This window comes from Nocardia sp. BMG111209, assembly GCF_000381925.1.
GTDB lineage: Bacteria > Actinomycetota > Actinomycetes > Mycobacteriales > Mycobacteriaceae > Nocardia.
The window spans coordinates 500,361-519,667 of record NZ_KB907310.1 but is presented as its reverse complement, the minus strand read 5'-3'; the positions used below and the strand labels follow the sequence as shown (position 1 = coordinate 519,667).

Genomic DNA, 19,307 nt, shown 5'->3' with positions numbered 1-19,307 from the left:
CGGGGTCGTCGCCGGCGTCTGGTGCGCGTCGAGAACGGTGATCCGGCAGCTGTGATTCGAGACAGGGTGAAGTCGATGCTGGCTAACCTGATGTCATGTCGTATCGGTACCCGGGGCCGCCTCCCGGCCGCGCCGAACCGCCGGTGATCGGGTGGGATGTCGCGGTCTCGGTGAGTCTGCTCGTCGTGTCGTTCCTGGGTTGCTCGGTGGTGGCCCTCGCCGGGCTGTTCCTGTTGGCGTTCGCCGACTATTGCCCACCCGAGAGTTGTCATCCCGATCGGGCGGTGACCCTGCTGGGGCTGGGGCTGGCGGCGGCGGGGCTGGCGCTCGTCATCGGCGTAGTGGCCGTGACGATTTCGGTGACCCGGCGGCGACTCTCGTGGCCGGCGGCGGTGATCGTCACGGTGGTCTGTGTGATCGCGTGCGGGGCCGGGATCGTGGGTGAATTCACGTCGCTGTCGTAGCGTGGGGTGGGACAGACGGATTGCGGCCGAACGGTATCGATACCGTTCGGCCGCAATCCGTTTCGCGAGTAGGGAGTCCTAGACCGGGAGGCCGCCGTAGGTGCGGCGCCACTTGGCCTCGAAGAAGGACAGGATGCCGAAGGCGATCAGGCCGAGGGCCACGGCGAGCAGGAGCCACGGGCCCAGCCAGGTGTGGGCGAATTCGGCCAGGACCCCGTCCAGGCCCTTCGCGGCGTCGGGGTCGTAGGTGACCGCGGCGTCGATCAGGGCGATGCCGATGCCCGCTACGATCGCTCCCCTTGCGACGTAACCGAATCGGCCGAGGGCGACGACCGCGTCCTGGGTGGCGGCCGGCATCCAGCCCATGCGGAGGTCGTCGACGAATTCGGCGCGGAAACCGCGCAGGGCCGACACCACGCCGGCGGCGGCGATCACGATACCCGCCACGACCAACAGGACGTAGCCGCCGTTCCAGCTCAGGACCTCGGCGCTCACGTCGCGGGGGGTGGTGTCACTGGAAGGGGGTGTGCGGCCGTCGCGGACGAACCAGAGTGTGCTGAAAAATACGATGGCGTAAGCGATTCCGACACCCAGGCGGAACAGGCGCTGGCCCGCGCTCACGTGCACGCCGGGGGTGGCGGCCTGGACCAGTCGCCAGATCGCCAGGCCCGCGAAGGCGATCACGAGCAGCCACAGCAGCACGTAGCCCAGCGGCTGGGCGGCGATGGCTTCGAGGGCGCCGCGGCGGTCGGGGGCGTGCCGGCCGATGCCCAGCGCCATCATCACGGCGATGATGCCGACCACCACGTAGACCACACCACGCGCGACCAGCCCTGCGCGAGCGAGCATTTCGACGCCGCCGGTGGATCCGCGGCGCCGGGCGCCCCAGGAGCGTTCGCCGCCCCACCGCCGGTTGGAACGGTATTCCCGTTCGCGGCCGTAGCCTCTGCCTCGCGCGCCACGGCGCCAATATCCGCGCCTCGTCCCGATGATGCTCATTACCGATCACCCTTTCGCTCGGTCAAGGGGTCAATAGCCGCTTCTTCACCGCTCAAACGGCGCGGGCCCCGATATCCGGCTGTGCGAGCGCCAGCCCCCTGGACATTCGCCGCGCTGCGAAATGGGCGGTATCTCAGCGGAATTCGGTGCTGAGCACGGGTTTCCCGACGGGTCAGGCCATCGGTGCCGACCATTCGACCTCGGGCCAGACCGCTCCCGTGGCCGGGCGGCCGAGGACCGCGTGGGCGAGGAAATCGGCGACCAGGCCGCGGGTCACCGCGGCGGCGCGGTCCGGCGCGAGAGTGCCGCACAGTTCGCGCGGGCCGCCGAGATGGGGTAGGTCGGTGGGGGTGTAGTGCTCGCCGCCGCGCACCATCGCCACGGTGAACGGGCCGGGGGTGTGGTGGCCGAACGAGATCCACGAGGCGTCGACCATGGCGCCGTAGCCGACCAGCATCACGGGGCGGTCCAGGCCGTCGCGCTCGACCGAGGAGCCGTCGTGCCAGCCGGCGGATCCGTCCAGCACCACGGCCGCGCGGATCCTGCGGTCCGCGGCGGCCATCGAGACCGCCGTGTAGCCGCCGTAACTGTGGCCCAGCATGGCGATTCGGCCGGGATCGATCAGATCGCCGATCACGGGCAGTTCGTCGAGCCGGTCCAGGACCGTGCGCGCATCGGCGACCCGGGCGGCGAGCCGGTCCCGCATGTACGCGTCGGTCATGACCGGTGGGTCGCCGAGAACGACTCGGCCGCTGGGGAATTCGACCGCGGGCGATTCCCCGGTGTGGTCGGCCACGACCACCGCCCAGCCGCGTGAGGCCAGATCGGCGGCCAGGCCGGACAGGATCCAGCGCGGTGTGCCGAGGCCAGGCGACATCAGCAGCACCGGCAATCGGCCGAGAGTGGTGTCCGCGGGCGGGTTTTCGGCGGCGGGGGCCGTGGCGCCGATCGCCGCGGCGGCCGAGACCGGGGAATGCAGCCAGGTCGCCGCCTGGCCCGCGATCCGGATGTCGGCATCGGGGCCGCTCGCGGGGATGTAGGAGGTGGGCATACCGGCCTCCGCCGCCGGATACCACGCCGAGACCATGACCGCCTGCTCCTCGTCACCGAGTTGCACGTCGACCCGGCCGACCGGGTGCGGGCCGGTCGGAGCGGGCAGCGGGGAAGCGCTCACCGCCACCTGATGGCAGGCGAAACCTTCTGCGCCGCACAGGGCGTCGTCGGTATCTGCGCGCGCCGGACCCGCGAGCCAGGCCAGGCCGAATACGGCGGCGGCAGCGCTCGACAGCAGCCGAGCGATCATCGGTACCTCCACGGCGTCCTGGGCGTCGAGCGCCTCGCGGTCGGCGACGCCCCGGACCGTGATCACGACCGGCGCGAGGCCGATCTCGCATGTCGCCGAATACCGAAGTATGCCAGGAACTTCCGGCATATCGCCCAGCGGCCCGACCGATGCCGCCGAACGCTCCGTGACCGGCCCGGATCGGCGGGCCGATCAGCGCGTCCCCGGCGGACCGCTCACCGCTTCGACGCGGTCACGAATCCCCGGACCGCGTCGGCGAAGCGCCGCGGTTCCTCCAGATGTCCCATGTGCCCGCTGTTCTCCAGGATGACCAACCGGGCGTCGGGGATCAGCTCGTGCAGTTCCCAGCCCCAGCGCGGGCCGCAGATGACGTCGTGACGGCCCACGATCACCAGGGTCGGCACGGTCGAATTCGGGAGGTCGTCGCGGTCGTCGATGAGATCCGGGGTGAGGTCGGCGGCCAGGCCGGAGATGAAGGTCGCCCGCAGGCCGTCCCGGAAGGTGGCCCAGCGCGGTTCGTCACCCCAGTAGTCGGCGAAATAGGAAGGGAGGATGCCGCGGGCGACCGCGAGGGTCTGTTCGTCGTCGGCGATGCTCGGCATGGCGTCGAGCGCGGCGAGTACCCCGGCCAGTTCCGGGCGACCCGCGTGGGTGGTGACGAATTCCTGGAAACTCCGTCCGGCCTCGGCGCCGTGTTCCGGGCCGGTGACCGGCGCGCCCTCGTAGAGGACGACGCCCGCCAGGCCGGCGGGCCGGTGCAGCGCGTGGTAGGCGGCGACGAAAGCGCCGTGCGAGTGGCCGAGCAGGTGGAATTCGGGGACATCCAGGTGTTCGGTCAGCGCCTGCAGCGCCCGGCTGAGGCGTTCACGGGTGTAGCCGTGCGGGTGACTGGGCAGGCGGCCGGATCCGCCGGTGCCGAGCGCCTCGACGTACACCATGGTCAGGTGTTCCTCCAGCTCCGGCGAGCGCAGGTACTCCCAGTGGATGCCGGGACCGCCGGGGTGGGCCAGGCAGACCGGACCGCTGCCGTACACGTGGTACCGCTGGACGACGCCGTCGGAGTCGATGGTGTGGGTGCCGGGGGCGAGGGCGGACATCAGGCGGCCTGTAGCGGGACGGCGAAGGATTTGCGCAGCGAGGACGGTCCGACCAGCGGCAGCAGCGCCGCCAGCAGTTTGCCCTTGAACGCCGCCGGGGTGCGGACCAATTCGACGTCGACCCGGGAGCCGGTGCCCTCGGGGGTGGCGTGGAAGGTCCAGCCGCCGCCGGCGCCGAACAGTTTGGAGTCCAGGGTGGTGATCGTCACGGTGTCGCCGGCCGGGTCCCAGCGGTAGCGGGCCCGCTCCCAGGCGGCGGCGGTGCCCTCGGTGACCTCGGCCCAGTTGTCGCCGCGGTCGTGGACGACGAAATGTTGCGCGTCGATACTCGGCCACACCTCGGGGCGGGCCGGGCCGAAGTCGGTCAGTACCGCCACGACCTCGGCGGGAGTCAGGGTGGACATCAGGTGGAAACGAACGGTAGCCATGGAATGACTCTCTCTCCCGGACGGGGTGCGCCGAATCTGTCGGTTGACGCTGCCGTGACGTAATCCGGTGTGGGTAATGTCGCGATCGGTCCCGTCGACCGTCGCGGGGCCGGGAGGAGAGCGCCGCCCATGCGGATGTTCGGACGCGATACCGAGCTGAAGGATCTGGTCGCGCTCGTGGACGGTCCCGGCGACCGCAGCGGCATCCTGATCGACGGGGAACCGGGGATCGGGAAGTCGGCGCTGGTCGACGAGGCGGTCGCCGCCGCGGCCATCGCGGGGGTGCGGGTGTTGCGGACGGCGGGGGCGGAGGCCGAATACGGGCTCGCCTACGCGGGGCTGCAGCGGCTGCTGTATCCGCTGCGCCGGGGTTTCGAGGCCCTGCCGGCGCGGCAACTCGACGCGCTGTCGGCGGCCGTGGGGATGTCGGACGCCGAGGGCGAGCCGAGCCTGCATCTGGTGGCGCTCGCCGCCCTGACCGTGCTGTCCGATACCGCGGCCGAGCGGCCGCTGCTGGTCGTCGCCGAGGACGCGCACCGGCTCGATCCGGCCAGCGCCGAGGTGCTCGCCTTCGTCGCGCGGCGGATCGACTCCGAACCCGTCGCCGTCCTGGCCACCGTGCGCGACGGGACGGATTCGCCGCTGCGCGACGCCGGGCTGACCCTCATGCGGCTCGGCCCGCTGTCCGAGGACGACGCGGACGCGCTGCTCGACAGCATCGCGCGGGATCTGCCGGATCCGCTCCGGCGGCGGGTGCGCGAACAGGCCCACGGCAATCCGCTGGCGTTGACCGAACTGCCCACGGCCGCAGCGGATCTCACCGATCCCACCTCGGCGCTGCCGTTGACCGAACGGCTCGAACGAGCCTTCTGCACCCGTGGCGCCGCACTGCCCGCGGATACCCGATCGGCGTTGCTGGTCGCGGCGCTGAACGACAGCGACTCGATCATCGAAATACTCACCGCCACCGGAATTCTGCTGGATTCCGCGGTGGGTGCGGAGATCCTCGCGCCCGCGGTGACGGCCCGGTTGATCGATATCGATTCCGGCACAGTGACTTTCCGGCATCCGCTGATCCGGTCGGCGCTCGCGTCGGCGGCGGCCGACGACGAACGGCGGCGGGTGCATCTGATCCTCGCCGATCTGCTCGCGGAGTTCCCGGACCGCCGGGTGTGGCATCGGGCGGCGGGGACCGACGGCGCCGACGAGGCGGTGGCCGGCGCACTCGAGGCCGCCGCCGAACGATCCCGGTACCGGGGCGGCGCGGTCGCGGTGCTGGAGCGGGCCGCGGCCCTCAGCGCCGATCCGGCCCGGCGCGCGGATCGGCTGCTGCGCGCGGCCGAACTGGCCGTCGACTCCGGGCGGCGCGATACCGCCGAGCGGCTGGTCGACACGGCCCGCACCCTCCCGCTGACGCCTGCCCAGGAGGCCACCGCGAACTGGTTGCCCAGCGGTTTCGAGGACGGGCTTCGCGAAAGTCCTTCGCGTGTCGGCGAATTGACCGCGCTCACCGCCTCCGTCGCCGCCGGCGGGTATCCGGACGCGGCGCTGCGGATCCTGTGGGGTGCGGCCATGCGGTGCTTCTGGATCGATCCCGGGGCCGAGCCGAAGCGGGCACTGCTCGCGGTCTCCGACAGCTTCGGGCTGCCCGCCGACGATCCGCGCAAGATCGCGGTCGACGCGCTCGTGGCGCCGTTCGACCGCGGTGCGCAGATCCTCGGCCACCTGCGCACCCTGGCCGCGACGACGGGGCGGGATCCGGAGGTCGACCGCTTTCTCGGCAGCGCCGCCTTCCAGGTCGGCGCCTTCGACCTCGCGGCGCAGTTCACCGCGGCCGCGGCGCCCGGATTCCGGTCCTCGGGACGGCTGGGCCTGCTGGCCCGCGCACTCTCGATCAATGCCTGGAGCCTCACCCGGCTCGGCGACCTCGCCGCCGCGACGCCCGTCCTGGCCGAGGCGGCCACCTTCTGCCGGGAGACCGCACAGCCTTTCATGTACGGTTCGGCGGTCGCGGCGCAGGCCGAGATCGCCGCGCTGCGTGGGGATTACGAGCGGGCCGCGGTGCTCGCGGCGGACGCCGAGCGGATCGGACTGTCCGCCGGTGCGCGTCCGGTGCTGGCCACCGCGCAGCTCGCTCGCGGACTGATCGCGTTGGGCGAGGGGCGGTTCGACGACGCCTTCGCCGATCTGGCCCGTATCCACGATCCCCGCGATCCGGCGCATTCGCCGGTGCTGCGCGCGTATTTCCTCACCGAACTCGCCGAGGCCGCGGTCCGGGCCGGCCAGACCGACGCGCTGGCGGCATTGGTCCGGGACCTGGAACCGGTGGCGGCGATCACCCCGTCGCCCGCTCTGCAGATCGGAATGCGTTACGCCCGAGCGGTTCTCGCGAAGGATTCGGCCGAGGAGCTGTTCACGGCCGCGCTCGGCGCGGATCTCACCGGCTGGCCCGCCGAACGCGGCCGCCTGCATCTGGCCTACGGGGAATGGCTGCGGCGGCAGCGCCGGGTCGTGGAATCGCGTACCCAATTACGCACGGCGCGTGAGCTTTTCGATGCCCTGGGCTTCGTCGCGTGGAGCGAGCGGGCCCGGCTGGAACTGCGCAGCGCGGGCGAGTCGAGCCCGAATCGCGATCCGGACGCGCGGGAACGGCTCACCCCGCACGAGTTGAGCATCGCGCAACTGGCGGCGCAGGGGCTGACCAATCGGGAGATCGGGCAGCGACTGTATCTGTCGCACCGGACCGTCAGCACCCATCTGCATCGGATCTTCCCGAAATTGGGTATCAGTTCGCGCGGTGATCTGGCGGCGTTGCTGCCCGCGGGGAAGGACTCCGCCGCCTGATCGACCATTCGCCCGAGCCGTCATCGACGCCGACCACCTCCGAGAGATCCCGGAGCCGGGCACCCGCGGTACCCGGCTCCGAGGGGATCACAACTCGGCGCGCTGCCGCAGATTTCCGTGCGAGTCCACCTCGATGACGACGTCGATGCCGATCCGCCGCAGAAACGGATGGTCGTGGCTGACGACCAGGATCGCGCCTCGATAGTCGGCGAGCGCGTCGACCAGTTGATCGACGCTGGCGATATCGAGATTGTTGGTGGGCTCGTCGAGGATCAGCAGTTGCGCCGGCGGATCGGCGAACAGCAAGCGCGCCAGCGATACTCGGAACCGCTCCCCACCCGAGAGCGTCGACACCGGCCGCTCCACGCTGCTGCCGCGCAGCAGCAGCCGGGCCAGATGGTTGCGGATCACGGCCGTCGGGGTGGCGGTGGCCACCGCGGCGACATTCGCCAGCGCACCGGCATTCTCGTCGAGACCGTCCAGCCGTTGCGGCAGGTAGCCCACCCGGTCGGTGTGCAGCGTGGCCCGTTCCGGATCCCGCCCGCTGAGCAGCGTCTCGAGCAGGGTCGACTTACCCGCGCCGTTGGGACCGACCAGCGCAACGTGTTCCGGCCCCTGGATGACGACTCGCCGCGCACCGTCGCCCAATTCGGCGATGCGCCGGCTGCGCGGCACATCGGGGTCGGGCAGGTCGAGATGGATGTGTTCGTCCTGCCGGACACGCGCGGCGGCCGCATCCGAAGCATCCTGGGCCGCACGGACTTTCGCGTCGAGCGTCGATCGCATCGCCCCGGCCGAACCCTGTGCCCGGCTGGCCCGGTTCCCGGCGAGGATCCGGGGAATGCCGCCGTCGCGCTGGGTGGCGCGGGCGGTGCGCTCGCGCCGGGCGAGCTTGGTCTCGGCCTCGATCCGTTGCCGCTTCTCGACTTTCAACGCCTGTTCGGCGGTCCGTGCCGCCTGCGCGGCCGCCGCCTGTTCCTGCTCGACGTATTGCTGCCACGCACGGTACGGCCCGCCGAACACCTCGAGTGTTCCCCCACGCAGCTCGGCGGTGGCATCCATATGCTCGAGCAGTTCGAGATCGTGGCTCACCACCACGAGGGTGCCGGGCCACGAATCCACGAATGTGGTGAGTTTCGCGCGGGTTTCGCGGTCGAGGTTGTTGGTCGGTTCGTCGAGCAGGGTGATGGGTGTGCGCCGGACCCGCAGGCCGGTGACGGCGACCAGTACGGCCTCACCACCGGAGATCTCCCCCACCCGCCGATCGAGATCGGCTGCGCCGAAACCGATCTCGTGCAACGCCTCCTCGGCCCGGGATTCGATGTCCCAGTCGTCGCCGATCGTGTCGAAGTGCTCGGCCCCGGTCTCGCCGGATTCGATCGCGCGCAGGGCGGCGCGCTGGTCCGCGATTGCGAGCAGGTCGGCGATGGTGGCCTCGCGGCCGAGGGTCAGCGTCTGGGGCAGATATCCCACCTCGCCGGTGGTCTCGATCCGCCCGGACGTCGGGGTGAGGATTCCGGCGATCAGCCGCAGCAACGTCGATTTACCGGCGCCGTTGCGGCCGATCAGACCGGTGCGCCCGGCGGACAGGGTCCCGGTGAGCCCGGCCAGCGCGACCGTGCCGTCGGGCCATTCGAAGGACAGATTCTGCAGGGTGATCGCGGAAGGTACGGATGTGGACATGGGTCGTCGACTCATTTCTGCTCGCACTGCGAGCGGCCGCATAGATCGCGCCGGGTCGCGATGACCCACCGGCGCGGACGATTCGGAAACGATGCGGAGGCAGACGAAGGCGTGACGATTCGCCCGATTCGGATACCGAGCGGAATGCGTGAGGAGAAGCGCCGCCTTCGACCGGGCGGCTAGAGTCTGTCGACTTCCTCGATGAGCACGTGACCAGGCTACCAGCGCGTATCAGCGAGCCGTTCGCCCCGAGGTCCGCATCACATCGGCGACACCCGCCGGCGCGAACCGGCACCCTGTACCCGCACCGCGGCCGGTCGCGGCGCGTCTTCGGTCGGCCCGGTGAGCGTGATCGTGCTCGCGGTGCACGCGACGGCGAGACTGCCCGCGGCCACCACGGCCCGCAACGCCGCGATCACCCGCATCGGGATTCGGCTGCCGGTCATAGTGGTGTCCTTTCGGGGAACGGCACTGTTCCTCCACTGTGCGTCCGGTTCTCCTGCCGCGCATCCGTCATCCGACGTCGCCGTGACGTACCGCTGCGGAGCCCGCCGTCACGCGCGATACCGGAACCGGCGGAGCGCGTCGAGTCGGGCGGGGCGGTGCAGGCGGGTGGTGAGCAGGCGCTGCCGTTCCGAGGTGAGCTGGGCGAAGGTGTTCCGGACGTGGGAGACGAACGGGTCGCCGGGGTGCCGGACGAGTGGGGGCACGATGGTGCCGGTGGCCTCGGCGGCGAGGGCGACCTCGAGTGCGGCCACGTGGGCGCAGAATTCGCCGAGCGGATCCGGGGCGGGTGCCTCCACCAGCAGGTCGGCGTGTTCCAGGATCAGGTCGCGCATCGCGCGGTTCGCGGGCATGAGGACGTGGTCGCGCCATCGTCGCCAGTCCGCGGGGCCGTCGGGGCGGCGTTCGGCGCGCGGTGGCAGTCCGGACGCCCGCAGCGATTCCCAGACGTGTTCGTTGACGTCCACGAGGACCCGCAGCGGTGCGTACAGTTCGGCGAGCTGACTGCTGATCCGGATCAGGCGGGCGTGCCGGCGTTCCTGGAGGACCAGGCCGCGCTGGGTCAGCAGGAAGGTCAGGGCGGCCACGAAAATGCTGGCGCCGGCGGCGATCAGCGCGGTGGACATGGCATTCCTCCACTGGGCTCGGGAGCGCGCGGGCCCCGGGTGGCCGTGCGGGGACGGCATGAACCGATGCTAAGTGGGGCCGTGCCGGGTGGGAACAATGCAGCGTCGCAGTACTTTTCGGTGTTTTTCAGGGCTTTCCAGCCTCGGGTGCGATCGGCCGCGCCGACCGGCCTCATGGGAGGGACCGAAAGGAGAACGTGATCATGGCCGAGATTTGCCCGCAGTGTTCCAAGAAGACCGGCATGGATGTCGGGGAGAAGGATCGGCAGAGCTGGCAGAAGTACATCTGCCAGTGGTGCAAGTTCGAGTGGAAGGCGTACGCGCCGTAACCGGTTGCCGGGCAACGGTTTCAGTGGTCGTTGCCCGGTAGCTCGGCCAGCTTCGCACGCATCTCGTCCTGGCGCGGCCGGTCCCGCAGTGCGGTGTAGCCGGCGAGTGCGCGCTGCCAGTGCATTCGGGCCGCGGGCCAGTTGGTCTCGGCCGTGGCGATCTCACCCAGGCCCTCGTGACCGCGGGCCGCTTCGAGCACGCTGCCCGATCGGGTCGCGAGTTCCACTGCGTGCGAGAACATGTCGGCCGCCTGGCGCAGCGCATCGAGTTGCCGGTAGGCCCGGCCGAGCACGTTGTACGCGATCGCCTCGTCGAAATGCAGGCGCTGGGCATGGAACACCTCGAGCGCCCGGCGCACCATCCGCACCGCCTCCTCGTACCGGCCGAGGGCGATCTCGATGGTCGCGGTGTCCCGCAGCAGGATCGCCACATTTCGCGGGGCGCCCCCGGTGGCGAGGTAGGCCAGCGCCGCTTCGCTCTTGCGGCGGGCTTCTTCGAGGTTTCCGGACAGGTAGTCGGCCCAGGCGTCGTGCGCGAGCGAGATATGCCGACCGTACGGGTCGCCGATCTGCTCGAATCGCAGCAGTGCCCGCCGGTACAGTGCGGACGCGGCCGCGACGTTACCGCCCGACAGCTCGGCCAGTCCCAGATTGTTGCAGGTCACCGCCTCGGCGTAGGTGTCGGCGGCACGTTCGGCGGCGGCCAGGGCGGCTTCGTGGGTCCGTCGCCAGAGGTCGATATCGTGGGTGATGAAGGCGAATTCGCGGATCGCGAAGGCCAACTGCCAGCACGGTTCGTCGCGGCCGCGGTCGAACGCGGTGCGCGACGCGACCGCCAGATTGTCCCGGTCCGCGGTCAATTGCGCGATGGCATCACGGTATTCGCGCATCGGCCGCGCGGTGTGCGGCACTGTAGGGGCCATGCTCGCGCGGTGCCGGGTGGGGGTGAGCAGCCGGTCGGCCGCGTCCGCGGTCGAGAGGTAGTGGTCGACCATCCGTTCCTCGGCCTGTGCGCATTCCGCCGCGGTGAGCGTCGATTCCGCGCGCTGCCGGGCGAAAGCTCCGATCAGATCATGGAATTCGTACCGGCCGACGCGAGGCACCGACAGCAGGTTGACCTCGATCAGGTGCCGTACCGTACGGCGGGCGGCACTCCCGTCGACGCTCGCCAGTGCGGCGACCGCCGCGAGATCGAAGTCGGGGCCGCGATGCAGTCCGAGCAGGGTGAAGGTCCGGGCGTGCTCCGCCGGTAACCGCGCCACCGAATATTCGAACAGCGCCTGCAGATCCCGGTCCCCGTCGTGGAATATCCCGAGGCCGGCGGCGTCCTCGTCCGCACTCGGCCACGACTCGGTGTGCACGACCGCCGCGGCGATCCGGATCGCGATCGGCAGCCCGTGGCATCGATCGGTCATGGCCGCCAACTGTTCCCGGGACGGGCGACGGTCGGCGGGCAGATCCGCGACGAGTTCGTCCGCCATCTCCGCCGAGTCCGCGTCCGACAACGGCGCCACCGTGAGCCGGTACGCATCGTCGATACCGTTGAGATTGCTTCGGCTCGTGAGCAATACCCGGCCGATGCCGTCGGTGGGCAGCAACGGCTCGATGTGCGCGGCGTCGAGTACGTTGTCCAGCACCAGCAATACGCACCGGTCGCGCAGCAGCTCACGCAGTGCGGTCAGCCGATCCTCCGGTTGCGCGGGCACCGATTCCGGCGCGGCCTTCGCCTGCCGCAGCAGTCTGCCCGCGGCCTCGCCCGCGGACATCACCGGACCGCCGGCGTAGCCGTGCAGGTCGAGAAACAGGCAGCCGTCGGGAAATTCCTTCTCCAGGCTGCGCGCGGCCCGCACCGCCAGCGCGGTCTTCCCGACACCGCCGGCCCCGGACAGTACGCATATCGCCGGGTCCGGCGCGGTCAGCGCCGTGAGCAGTTGTGCGAGTTCGGTTTCCCGGCCCCACAGCCGGCCGGTATCCCTGGGCAGCGCGGCGGCATACGCTCCGCCCGGCGACGGTGGCGCGCCGCGGTCCCGCCGGGTCCGCCGGGCGATCTCGACCTGGTCGCGCAGGGTCTGCAATCGCCCGATGGCGGTCCCGTCGAGTTGCAGTTCGCAGAGCATCGACTCCAGGACCGGCGCGGACGGGAGCGTGGTGCCGTTCAGATAGGCGTACACGCTGCCGGTCGAAATATTCATTCGTTTCGCTAAATTGCGTCGATTCACTGTGCCGTGCTGCTTTTCGGCATGCAGCACGGTCCGATTCAACGCGGTAACGAAATCCTCCAGCGCGGAATCCGGATCGACGGCTCGTCGCGGTGTGCCGGCCATCGTCACCTCCCAGTCTCCGGTGGCGGCACCGTGCAGTGTATTCAAGCCCTTTCCAGATGTCCAGGAAACCGATCTGCGCACGTGATGCAGTGGTATTCGCCAGCTTTCACGGCAAGAGAGGAAAAACAGTCATGATCCGCGTCGCGGTTGTCGCCACCCTGTTGGCCGCCGGAACACTCGCCGCCGGTTGTTCCGGTTCGTCCCACAGCGGTCCCGTCGCGTCGGCGCACACCGGCGCCACGCAGAGCACCCGGGGTGGTGAAACATCTTGTAAGGATTTCCTTTCCAGCGACAAGGCGGGCAAGGAGTCGATCATCGAAACCTACCTGCGCAGCACCGGGCAGAGCACGGATCGCTCGTCGACGACCACCACCCGGTTGTCCGCGGAGGCGTTCTGCCGGACCAGCGGCAAGAACAAACTGGTCCGTGACATCACCACGGGCTGAGCTTCGGAAGGTATCGAGAGTTCGTCATGGAAGTCGTATTTATCCTTTTCGTAATTTTTGTCGTATTCGTTCTGATCGCCTCGGTCGTGCTCAGTATCGGCGCGCGGAAACAGATCGACACGTATGTGAAGGCGCCCTACAACCACGTGATCGACACGGTCGAGGACCATTTCGGCTCGGTGTGGTGGCGCGCGGTCGAGGGCCCCGGTGATCTCAACTACCGGGCGCGCGGATTCGGCCTGAGTTCGATCGGGAGCTCCAGGCCCGTCGTCTCGATCAAGATCACCGCGATGGACAACGGGAAAGTCGGCGTCGCCGCCTGGATGTCGTCGTGGTCGCAGCGGATGGGAATCGTGGGGTGTTGCGACCGCGTGTATTTCAAGCGGCACAAGCTGATTCAGAAGATCGAAGCGCTGTAGCGCGACCAGGCAGGACTATTTCATGGAGCCACAACCTCTGCCCGGCGAGACGTCGCAGGACTGGAAGTCGATCGCGCAGGACTATCTCGACCGCGGCGACGGATTCCAGGCCCATATGGCGGCGAGCGAAGGGACTCATCAGCATCCCGGGGACGCGGAGGCCTGGTTCCTGCGCGCCCAGGCGTCCGTCGAACTCGACCACGGCAACGACGCCCTGTTCGAGGTCACCGAGGCCCTGCGGCTGGATTCCACCGATCCCCGCTTCCATTGCGTCCTCGGCGACATCCATTGCGGCGCACGCGATTGGGTGCGCGCCCGCCGGGCCTACGAACAGGCGCAGGCGCTCGATCCGGGCAGTCCGCTGTACGCGATCGGTATCGCGAACACCTATGCCGACAACCTCGAATTGGCGTTGCCGATCTACGAGGAGGCGGTTCGCAAGCATCCGGACAATGCCTTCTTCCGGGAGCATCTGGCCGCCGCGCTGGCCGATTCGATCACCGATCAGTGGAGCGAGTTCGCCGACGACAGCCGCAGTATCACCAACGAGGCGCAACTCGACTTCTCCCGGGAGATGCTGGCGCGGATCGCGGAACTCGATCTGCGTGGCGAGGAATTCACCGAGGTCCGCGCGCACATCGCGGAGATCCGCCGCGTGGTGGATCGGGCCGCGCAGGTGAAGTGGTACGGATCGGACCATATGGCGGCCTATCTGATCACGGTCGCGGTGTGCGTGGTGACCTTCCTCGTCGCGATCGGCACCGGCGAGGGCGGTCTCGGGGTGCTCGCATTCCTCGGCATCGCGGGCACCGTCACCGGTTACGTACTGCGCCACCGCATGCCGGAATGGAAATGGACCCGGCGCTCGGTTTCGCAGAGCGTCCGGCGCAGCGGCCGGCAGCCCGAAGGGGCCTAGGCACGAAATCCATTACCGCAATGCACTTTCCCGACAAATCCGACCGAATGGATCATGAGGGTTTCCGATGTACGACCGCAGCGTAGGCTGCTCGCAGGACGACGATCGCTCGGTATCGAGGACGGACGAATTGAGTGTGGGGCAACGGAATTTGTCCGAGGGGGGCGGCGAAGCGCCGCGCGTATTCGTTACTTATTCTCACGACTCTCCGGAACACAAGGAACTGGTCCGCCGGTTCGCCACATTTCTCCGCGAGGACGCCGGCCTCGACGTCCATCTGGACACCTGGTACGACAATCAGCGACGCGACTGGTCCGGCTGGGCGATTGATCAGCTCACCCGTGCGGATTTCATCCTGGTCATCGCCTCACCCGATTACAAGAAGCGCGCCGACGGATTCGCACCGCCGGAGGAGGGGCGCGGCGCGCAGTTCGAGGCGGCGATACTGCGCAACGAACTCACCCGGAACCTGATCGAACAGACCAGGCGGATTCTTCCCGTGGTGCTGCCCGGGCGGTCCATCGACGAGATCCCCGTATTCCTCACGGGTTATTCCGCCACTCATTACGTGATCGACGAATTCACCGTCGACAGCATCACGGATCTGCTCGTGGCGATCACCGGCGAGGGCGAACATCCGATGCCGGCGCGCGGCACCTGGGTCGGCTCGCCCTACGCCGGAAAGACTGCCGCACCGGCGATTTCGGGCCCGGTACGCCGGAAGGCGCGACTGCTGACCTCGGTGCTGCAACCCTCCCAGATCGGAGCCGACCTGACGTTCGGCGGCGCGGATCTGGATGCCGAACACTACGGCAACAGTATCGTGCACCGCTGCAACGTCTTCTGCGGTGATCCGCGCAGCGCGGTCGAGTACACCCTGGGCCGCCGATACCACGAATTCGAAACCGTGGTCGGCATTCTCGACAGCGCCACCGACGCGAATCAGATCGGCTACTTCCAGGTCTTCCTGGACAACGAACCGCAGCAACAGGTCCGGGTGGGCTACGGCGCACCGGTCCGGATCAATTACAACGTCGAACGCGTACTCCGCCTGCGCATGGTCGCCTACCGGCCGGATACGGTCCAGAATCCGATGCTGGCGGGAGCCGTTGCGGTGATGGGTCGTTCGACCCGTCTCCCCGAACTCGCGTGGGGCGATCCGACCCTGTTCGAATGAGCACTGTCAACTACAAGAGAACGTTGGGCTTGTCAGCATGGATGAAAATCCCCAACCCCGAATCGGAATCACCGAACGTCAGAATGCGCTGAATCTGCTCGAGCAGCACCTCGGCGCGGACCGGATCACCTTCGCGGAATTCGACCAGAGATCCGCGCGCATTCAGGCCGCCACGACCCAGTCGCAGATCGACGCGGTGCTCTCCGATCTGCCCGCCCTCACCGACGGCACCCGCCGGTGGAAGCGATTCGCGGCGCCCGCCGCATTCGGTGGCGCACTGGTCATTCTCGCCGTCGCCGTCGCGATCGTCCTCGTGGACCGCTCGCATTCGCAGGCGGCCAAACCGACCGTGGTCACGACCGTCCTGGCCCCCACCACCACCCCGCCCGCGACCGGCACCACCGCCGCGTCGTCCTCGCCGACGACGACCGCGACCCGCTCCACGACAGCCACGACCGGGTTGTCGGGCACGGAATTTCCCGACGTGCTGTATGTGATGGACGGAAAGAAACTCGACGGTGCGACCTACTACAGCTTCGACACCGGCCCGGCGGAGGTATCCGGCACCACCTTCACCCGCTCGGTCATGGTCGAACCGCAGGCACACCGGCTGGGCTTCGTCGAATACAATCTGGGCCGGAAATACATTCACCTGGATACCACCATCGGCGTTCGCGACGATGCGACACCGTCCGGTATGTCCATGCAGTTCCAGATCTACGCCGACGGTGTCCTCGTATCGGACACTGCCGTCAAACTCGGCGACACCGTCCCGATCCACGTCGACTTCGACCATCCCTTGCGGCTTCGCATTCAGGTCACCGACCTGACTTCCGGCGGCGACGGCTACGCGGTGTTCGGCGACCTGCACACCTCCGCGAAGTAACACCGGTTCGAGACATCGGCGCCGACCGCGACCATCCGCGCACGGCGGCGCCGCCGGCCTCTCCGAGGTGCCGCGGCCGACGCGAGGTGGCCGCGGCACTGCCCGAATCGCCTGTCGTAGCGGCGAATTGCGGATTCAGCCGCCGAGGGCGGCGCTGAACAGGGGCCAGGAGTCGTGCAGATCCTGTTGCCAATAGCCCCAGGAGTGGGTGCCGAGGGTTCGGAAGACGAAGGTGGCCGGGATGTTCAGGTCGTCCAGCCGCGCCTGGAAGGCGTGCGAACACTGGTTGGTGACGGCGTCCAGGATGCCGCCGGAGGTCAGTTGCGCGATCAGTTTGCCGGGGTTCCCGTTGATGCCGGGACCGTCGAGGGTGTCCAGGGGGCCGGCCAGGCCGGTGCCGGAGGAGACGTAGATAGCGGTGCCGCGCAGGCGGTCGGCATGCAGATAGGGATCGTTGGCGGCCCAGGTGGGGCCGCCGAAGGGGCCCCACATGTTCATGGTGTTCCCGGACCAGCGGCTGACCACCGCGGCCACGAAGACCTCCCCCTCGGGGGTGCTGGTCTGGGCGCAGCCGCTGTAGGAGCCGAGGGCCTGGTAGAGGCCGGGAGCGGCGAGGGCCAGTTGGAACACCGAGGTGCCGGCCATCGAGATGCCGGCGATGGCGTTCGCGCCGGTGCCGTGGAAGGTGGAGTCGATCACCGGGGGTAGTTCGCGGGTGAGGAAGGTGGTCCAGCGCTGGCGGCCCAGGACGGGGTCGTCGGTCTGCCAGTCGGTGAAATAGCTGCCGCGGCCGCCCATCGGGATCACGAGGGTGGCCTGTTTGTCGGCGAAGAAGTCGGCGATGTCGGTCTGCTGGGTCCAGCTGGAACCGTCGGTGCCGCCGTTGGCGCCGTTCAACAGGTACAGCACCGGCGCTGGCCTCGAATCGTCCACAGCGCGAAGCACTTTCACGGTGATGGTGGCGTTCATCGCGGCCGAGTACACCTCGATGTCGACCATGCGGCCGGGGCCCTCGGCGATGCCGGTGAGGCGGGAACCGTCGACGGCGGGCCGCGCGGCGGCGGTCAGCGCGGCGATCGGGGTGGGGACGGGGTCGGCGCTCGCGGTGGCCGCGCCGGCGAGGGCGAGCGCGAGCAGCGAGGTCAGCACCGTGCCGGTCCGGCTGCGAATATATCTGCCCACCTGCGCCTCCCGGCTTACCGACCGATTCCACGGCGACGGTACCGACGAACGGCGAAGGGCGACAGGGGGCCTCGCGCAGGATTGGATTTCGTGCCACCGCATCGGCGACGGGCTGGAAATGTTCACATAATTCCGCCGCAGGCATGGCCGGAGATCCGGTGACTGCCGTTCACTGATAACCCGGTCGCCGTGCCGTCCGGTCGTCGACCGCCGCAGTCGGTCTCCGGCAGCTGTGCATCCGCTGTGAATCGAGGGTACTCATGGTCAATTTCGGCTTCTTCGACGACTGGCATCCGCAGCCGGGCCGGCTCACCGGCTGGCGCGTATCGCCACAGGCGCGGGAGGCGATGGCGACCGCACCGGTGCATCCGGCCCCGCCGACGTATCAGCAGCAGGAGTATCTGCGCACTTCCCACCGCACCGCTCGCGCCGGGCATCGGGCGTCGCGGTTGTGCATGGTCTCGTTCGACATTCCGGGTGAGCCGGACCTTTCCGCGATGACGCGGGCGGTCACCGCCTTCGTGCGCCGCCACGACACCTTCGCGAGCCGATTCGCGGTCGAGGACGACGGCCGGGTGATCCGGCACGTGGTCGATGCCGCGCAGATCGAGTTGATTCCCGCCGATCACGGCGAGTTCGCCGACGCGGAGGACCTCCGCCGCCATGTGCAGGACACGACACCCGATGCGCTGCACTGGGATTGCTTCAGCTTCGGGGTGATCGCCCGCGCGGAGTCGTTCACGGTGTACGCGGCGGTCGATCATCTGCACACCGACGGGGTCGCGCAGGCGCTGACCTGTATGGATCTGCTGATGCTCTACGGCGGTGAATTGTCCGGCGCACCAATGGCACTGGACCCGGTGGACGGGCACCTGGACTACTGCCTGCGCGAGCGCGCCGACAACACCCGGCTGACCGCACTGTCGCCGGAGGTGGACACCTGGCTGAAGCTGTTGCAGCGCAACGGCGGTGACATGCCGACCTTCCCGCTCTACCTCGGACCGGCCGGAGCCGCCGGATACCACCGCGGCGCCCAGATCACCATGCCGCTGTTCACCGAATCCGACGCGCTGCGCTTCGAGCAGGCCTGCGACGACCACGGCGGCCGCTTCGTCGGCGGACTGTTCGCGGCGCTGGCCCTCGCCGAGGCCGAATTGACCGGCAACGACTGGCATTTCGTGCTGACCCCGGCCAACACCCGCCGCACTCCCGGGGAGAACGGCTCGGTCGGCTACTTCACCAATCTGGTGCCGGTCGCCTTCGACGTACCGGCCGAGGCCACCTTCGCCACGCTCGTCGCCGGCGCGCAGGAGGCCGCCGACCGGGCACGCGGCCTGGCCGACGTGTCACCGCATCGGGTGCTGGAACTCGCCGTACCCGACCTGGGGATCCGGGTGCGGCCGGGCTGGGTGGCGATGATGCTGTCCTACGTCGACGTCCGCAAGATCGCGGGCGCGGATATGTTCGATCGGATCAATGGCGGGATGTTCGCCAATCGCGCCGCCGCGAACGAGGTGTACGTCTGGGTCAACCGGTTCCTCGACGTGACCCAGCTGAGCCTGCTGTTCCCCGACACCGACGAGGCGCACGAGTCGATCGAGCGCTACATCAAGACGCTGACCTCGATCATCACCACCGTCGCCGGCGACGGTGACTACGCGCTGCCCGTCGGCGCCTGAT

Annotated in this window: 18 protein-coding genes; 9 read left to right on the top strand and 9 right to left on the bottom strand. The window is 69.1% G+C overall.

From position 1 onward, the window contains the following. Window positions 1–95 precede the first annotated feature (95 nt). Window positions 96–464 carry a hypothetical protein gene (locus tag G361_RS46400; protein WP_019932853.1) on the top strand — a complete coding sequence of 123 codons (369 nt, stop codon included), beginning with the start codon at window positions 96–98 and terminating at the stop codon, window positions 462–464. 78 nt (window positions 465–542) lie between these two features. Here the strand turns inward: G361_RS46400 and G361_RS46395 are convergent, their stop codons facing one another. The 4 genes from G361_RS46395 to G361_RS0140370 all read right to left on the bottom strand — a co-directional run bounded on the left by G361_RS46395 (window position 543) and on the right by G361_RS0140370 (window position 4,291). Then, entirely contained in the window at window positions 543–1,463 is a 921-nt protein-coding gene (locus G361_RS46395) for a DUF1206 domain-containing protein (RefSeq protein ID WP_231387250.1), read from the bottom strand. Window positions 1,464–1,635: 172 nt separating this feature from the next. Next, entirely contained in the window at window positions 1,636–2,895 is a 1,260-nt protein-coding gene (locus G361_RS46390) for an alpha/beta fold hydrolase (RefSeq protein ID WP_019932851.1), read from the bottom strand. A gap of 86 nt (window positions 2,896–2,981) precedes the next feature. Beyond that, window positions 2,982–3,863, bottom strand: coding sequence for an alpha/beta fold hydrolase (locus tag G361_RS0140375; protein WP_019932850.1), 882 nt, complete (start codon window positions 3,861–3,863; stop codon window positions 2,982–2,984). After that, window positions 3,863–4,291 (bottom strand): hypothetical protein, encoded by a 429-nt coding sequence (locus G361_RS0140370; protein ID WP_026344098.1) that lies wholly within the window; start codon window positions 4,289–4,291, stop codon window positions 3,863–3,865. The genes G361_RS0140375 and G361_RS0140370 overlap by 1 nt, the downstream gene beginning before the upstream one ends. Window positions 4,292–4,420: 129 nt before the next feature. On the opposite strand from G361_RS0140370, the gene G361_RS0140365 reads away from it, so the two are divergent. Further along, window positions 4,421–7,135: an AAA family ATPase gene (locus G361_RS0140365; RefSeq protein WP_019932848.1), complete on the top strand. Its 2,715-nt coding sequence runs from the start codon at window positions 4,421–4,423 to the stop codon at window positions 7,133–7,135. A gap of 87 nt (window positions 7,136–7,222) precedes the next feature. Here G361_RS0140365 and G361_RS0140360 read toward each other — a convergent pair whose 3' ends face one another. The 3 genes from G361_RS0140360 to G361_RS0140350 all read right to left on the bottom strand — a co-directional run bounded on the left by G361_RS0140360 (window position 7,223) and on the right by G361_RS0140350 (window position 9,948). Then, a complete protein-coding gene (locus tag G361_RS0140360; protein WP_019932847.1) occupies window positions 7,223–8,818 on the bottom strand; it encodes an ABC-F family ATP-binding cassette domain-containing protein in 1,596 nt (531 codons plus the stop codon). A gap of 260 nt (window positions 8,819–9,078) precedes the next feature. Then, entirely contained in the window at window positions 9,079–9,264 is a 186-nt protein-coding gene (locus G361_RS0140355; RefSeq protein WP_019932846.1) for a hypothetical protein, read from the bottom strand. A gap of 108 nt (window positions 9,265–9,372) precedes the next feature. After that, window positions 9,373–9,948: a hypothetical protein gene (locus G361_RS0140350; protein ID WP_019932845.1), complete on the bottom strand. Its 576-nt coding sequence runs from the start codon at window positions 9,946–9,948 to the stop codon at window positions 9,373–9,375. Between the two features lie 203 nt (window positions 9,949–10,151). Here G361_RS0140350 and G361_RS51560 point away from each other — a divergent pair, with 203 nt between their 5' ends. After that, complete coding sequence (locus tag G361_RS51560) at window positions 10,152–10,277, top strand: hypothetical protein (protein WP_255359895.1); 126 nt, start codon at window positions 10,152–10,154, stop codon at window positions 10,275–10,277. A 20-nt stretch (window positions 10,278–10,297) separates the two neighbouring features. On the opposite strand, the gene G361_RS46385 is transcribed toward G361_RS51560, so the two are convergent. After that, entirely contained in the window at window positions 10,298–12,469 is a 2,172-nt protein-coding gene (locus G361_RS46385) for a tetratricopeptide repeat protein (RefSeq protein WP_196814758.1), read from the bottom strand. 263 nt (window positions 12,470–12,732) lie between these two features. Between G361_RS46385 and G361_RS0140335 the strand changes: the two genes are divergently transcribed. The 5 genes from G361_RS0140335 to G361_RS47620 all read left to right on the top strand — a co-directional run bounded on the left by G361_RS0140335 (window position 12,733) and on the right by G361_RS47620 (window position 16,445). Next, window positions 12,733–13,047: a hypothetical protein gene (locus G361_RS0140335; RefSeq protein ID WP_019932842.1), complete on the top strand. Its 315-nt coding sequence runs from the start codon at window positions 12,733–12,735 to the stop codon at window positions 13,045–13,047. A gap of 26 nt (window positions 13,048–13,073) precedes the next feature. Then, on the top strand, window positions 13,074–13,466 hold the full coding sequence (locus G361_RS0140330) for a hypothetical protein (RefSeq protein ID WP_019932841.1): 393 nt from the start codon (window positions 13,074–13,076) through the stop codon (window positions 13,464–13,466). Between the two features lie 22 nt (window positions 13,467–13,488). Next, a complete protein-coding gene (locus G361_RS0140325; RefSeq protein WP_019932840.1) occupies window positions 13,489–14,382 on the top strand; it encodes a lipopolysaccharide assembly protein LapB in 894 nt (297 codons plus the stop codon). Between the two features lie 136 nt (window positions 14,383–14,518). Beyond that, window positions 14,519–15,559, top strand: coding sequence for an SEFIR domain-containing protein (locus G361_RS0140320; protein ID WP_231387266.1), 1,041 nt, complete (start codon window positions 14,519–14,521; stop codon window positions 15,557–15,559). A 37-nt stretch (window positions 15,560–15,596) separates the two neighbouring features. After that, on the top strand, window positions 15,597–16,445 hold the full coding sequence (locus G361_RS47620) for a DUF1707 domain-containing protein (protein ID WP_052173014.1): 849 nt from the start codon (window positions 15,597–15,599) through the stop codon (window positions 16,443–16,445). Window positions 16,446–16,580: 135 nt separating this feature from the next. Here G361_RS47620 and G361_RS0140310 read toward each other — a convergent pair whose 3' ends face one another. After that, window positions 16,581–17,627 (bottom strand): alpha/beta hydrolase family protein, encoded by a 1,047-nt coding sequence (locus G361_RS0140310; protein ID WP_019932838.1) that lies wholly within the window; start codon window positions 17,625–17,627, stop codon window positions 16,581–16,583. A 260-nt stretch (window positions 17,628–17,887) separates the two neighbouring features. Between G361_RS0140310 and G361_RS0140305 the strand changes: the two genes are divergently transcribed. Further along, window positions 17,888–19,306 (top strand): condensation domain-containing protein, encoded by a 1,419-nt coding sequence (locus G361_RS0140305; protein ID WP_019932837.1) that lies wholly within the window; start codon window positions 17,888–17,890, stop codon window positions 19,304–19,306. Window position 19,307: the final 1 nt, after the last annotated feature.

Excerpts from the sequence above, each read along its gene's own strand:
- G361_RS46400 (WP_019932853.1), top strand. The coding sequence starts at position 96 with ATGTCGTATCGGTACCCGGGGCCGCCTCCCGGCCGCGCCGAACCGCCG.
- G361_RS46395 (WP_231387250.1), bottom strand. The coding sequence starts at position 1,463 with ATGAGCATCATCGGGACGAGGCGCGGATATTGGCGCCGTGGCGCGCGA.
- G361_RS46390 (WP_019932851.1), bottom strand. The coding sequence starts at position 2,895 with ATGCCGGAAGTTCCTGGCATACTTCGGTATTCGGCGACATGCGAGATC.
- G361_RS0140375 (WP_019932850.1), bottom strand. The coding sequence starts at position 3,863 with ATGTCCGCCCTCGCCCCCGGCACCCACACCATCGACTCCGACGGCGTC.
- G361_RS0140370 (WP_026344098.1), bottom strand. The coding sequence starts at position 4,291 with ATGGCTACCGTTCGTTTCCACCTGATGTCCACCCTGACTCCCGCCGAG.
- G361_RS0140365 (WP_019932848.1), top strand. The coding sequence starts at position 4,421 with ATGCGGATGTTCGGACGCGATACCGAGCTGAAGGATCTGGTCGCGCTC.
- G361_RS0140360 (WP_019932847.1), bottom strand. The coding sequence starts at position 8,818 with ATGTCCACATCCGTACCTTCCGCGATCACCCTGCAGAATCTGTCCTTC.
- G361_RS0140355 (WP_019932846.1), bottom strand. The coding sequence starts at position 9,264 with ATGACCGGCAGCCGAATCCCGATGCGGGTGATCGCGGCGTTGCGGGCC.
- G361_RS0140350 (WP_019932845.1), bottom strand. The coding sequence starts at position 9,948 with ATGTCCACCGCGCTGATCGCCGCCGGCGCCAGCATTTTCGTGGCCGCC.
- G361_RS51560 (WP_255359895.1), top strand. The coding sequence starts at position 10,152 with ATGGCCGAGATTTGCCCGCAGTGTTCCAAGAAGACCGGCATGGATGTC.
- G361_RS46385 (WP_196814758.1), bottom strand. The coding sequence starts at position 12,469 with ATGAATATTTCGACCGGCAGCGTGTACGCCTATCTGAACGGCACCACG.
- G361_RS0140335 (WP_019932842.1), top strand. The coding sequence starts at position 12,733 with ATGATCCGCGTCGCGGTTGTCGCCACCCTGTTGGCCGCCGGAACACTC.
- G361_RS0140330 (WP_019932841.1), top strand. The coding sequence starts at position 13,074 with ATGGAAGTCGTATTTATCCTTTTCGTAATTTTTGTCGTATTCGTTCTG.
- G361_RS0140325 (WP_019932840.1), top strand. The coding sequence starts at position 13,489 with ATGGAGCCACAACCTCTGCCCGGCGAGACGTCGCAGGACTGGAAGTCG.
- G361_RS47620 (WP_052173014.1), top strand. The coding sequence starts at position 15,597 with ATGGATGAAAATCCCCAACCCCGAATCGGAATCACCGAACGTCAGAAT.
- G361_RS0140305 (WP_019932837.1), top strand. The coding sequence starts at position 17,888 with ATGGTCAATTTCGGCTTCTTCGACGACTGGCATCCGCAGCCGGGCCGG.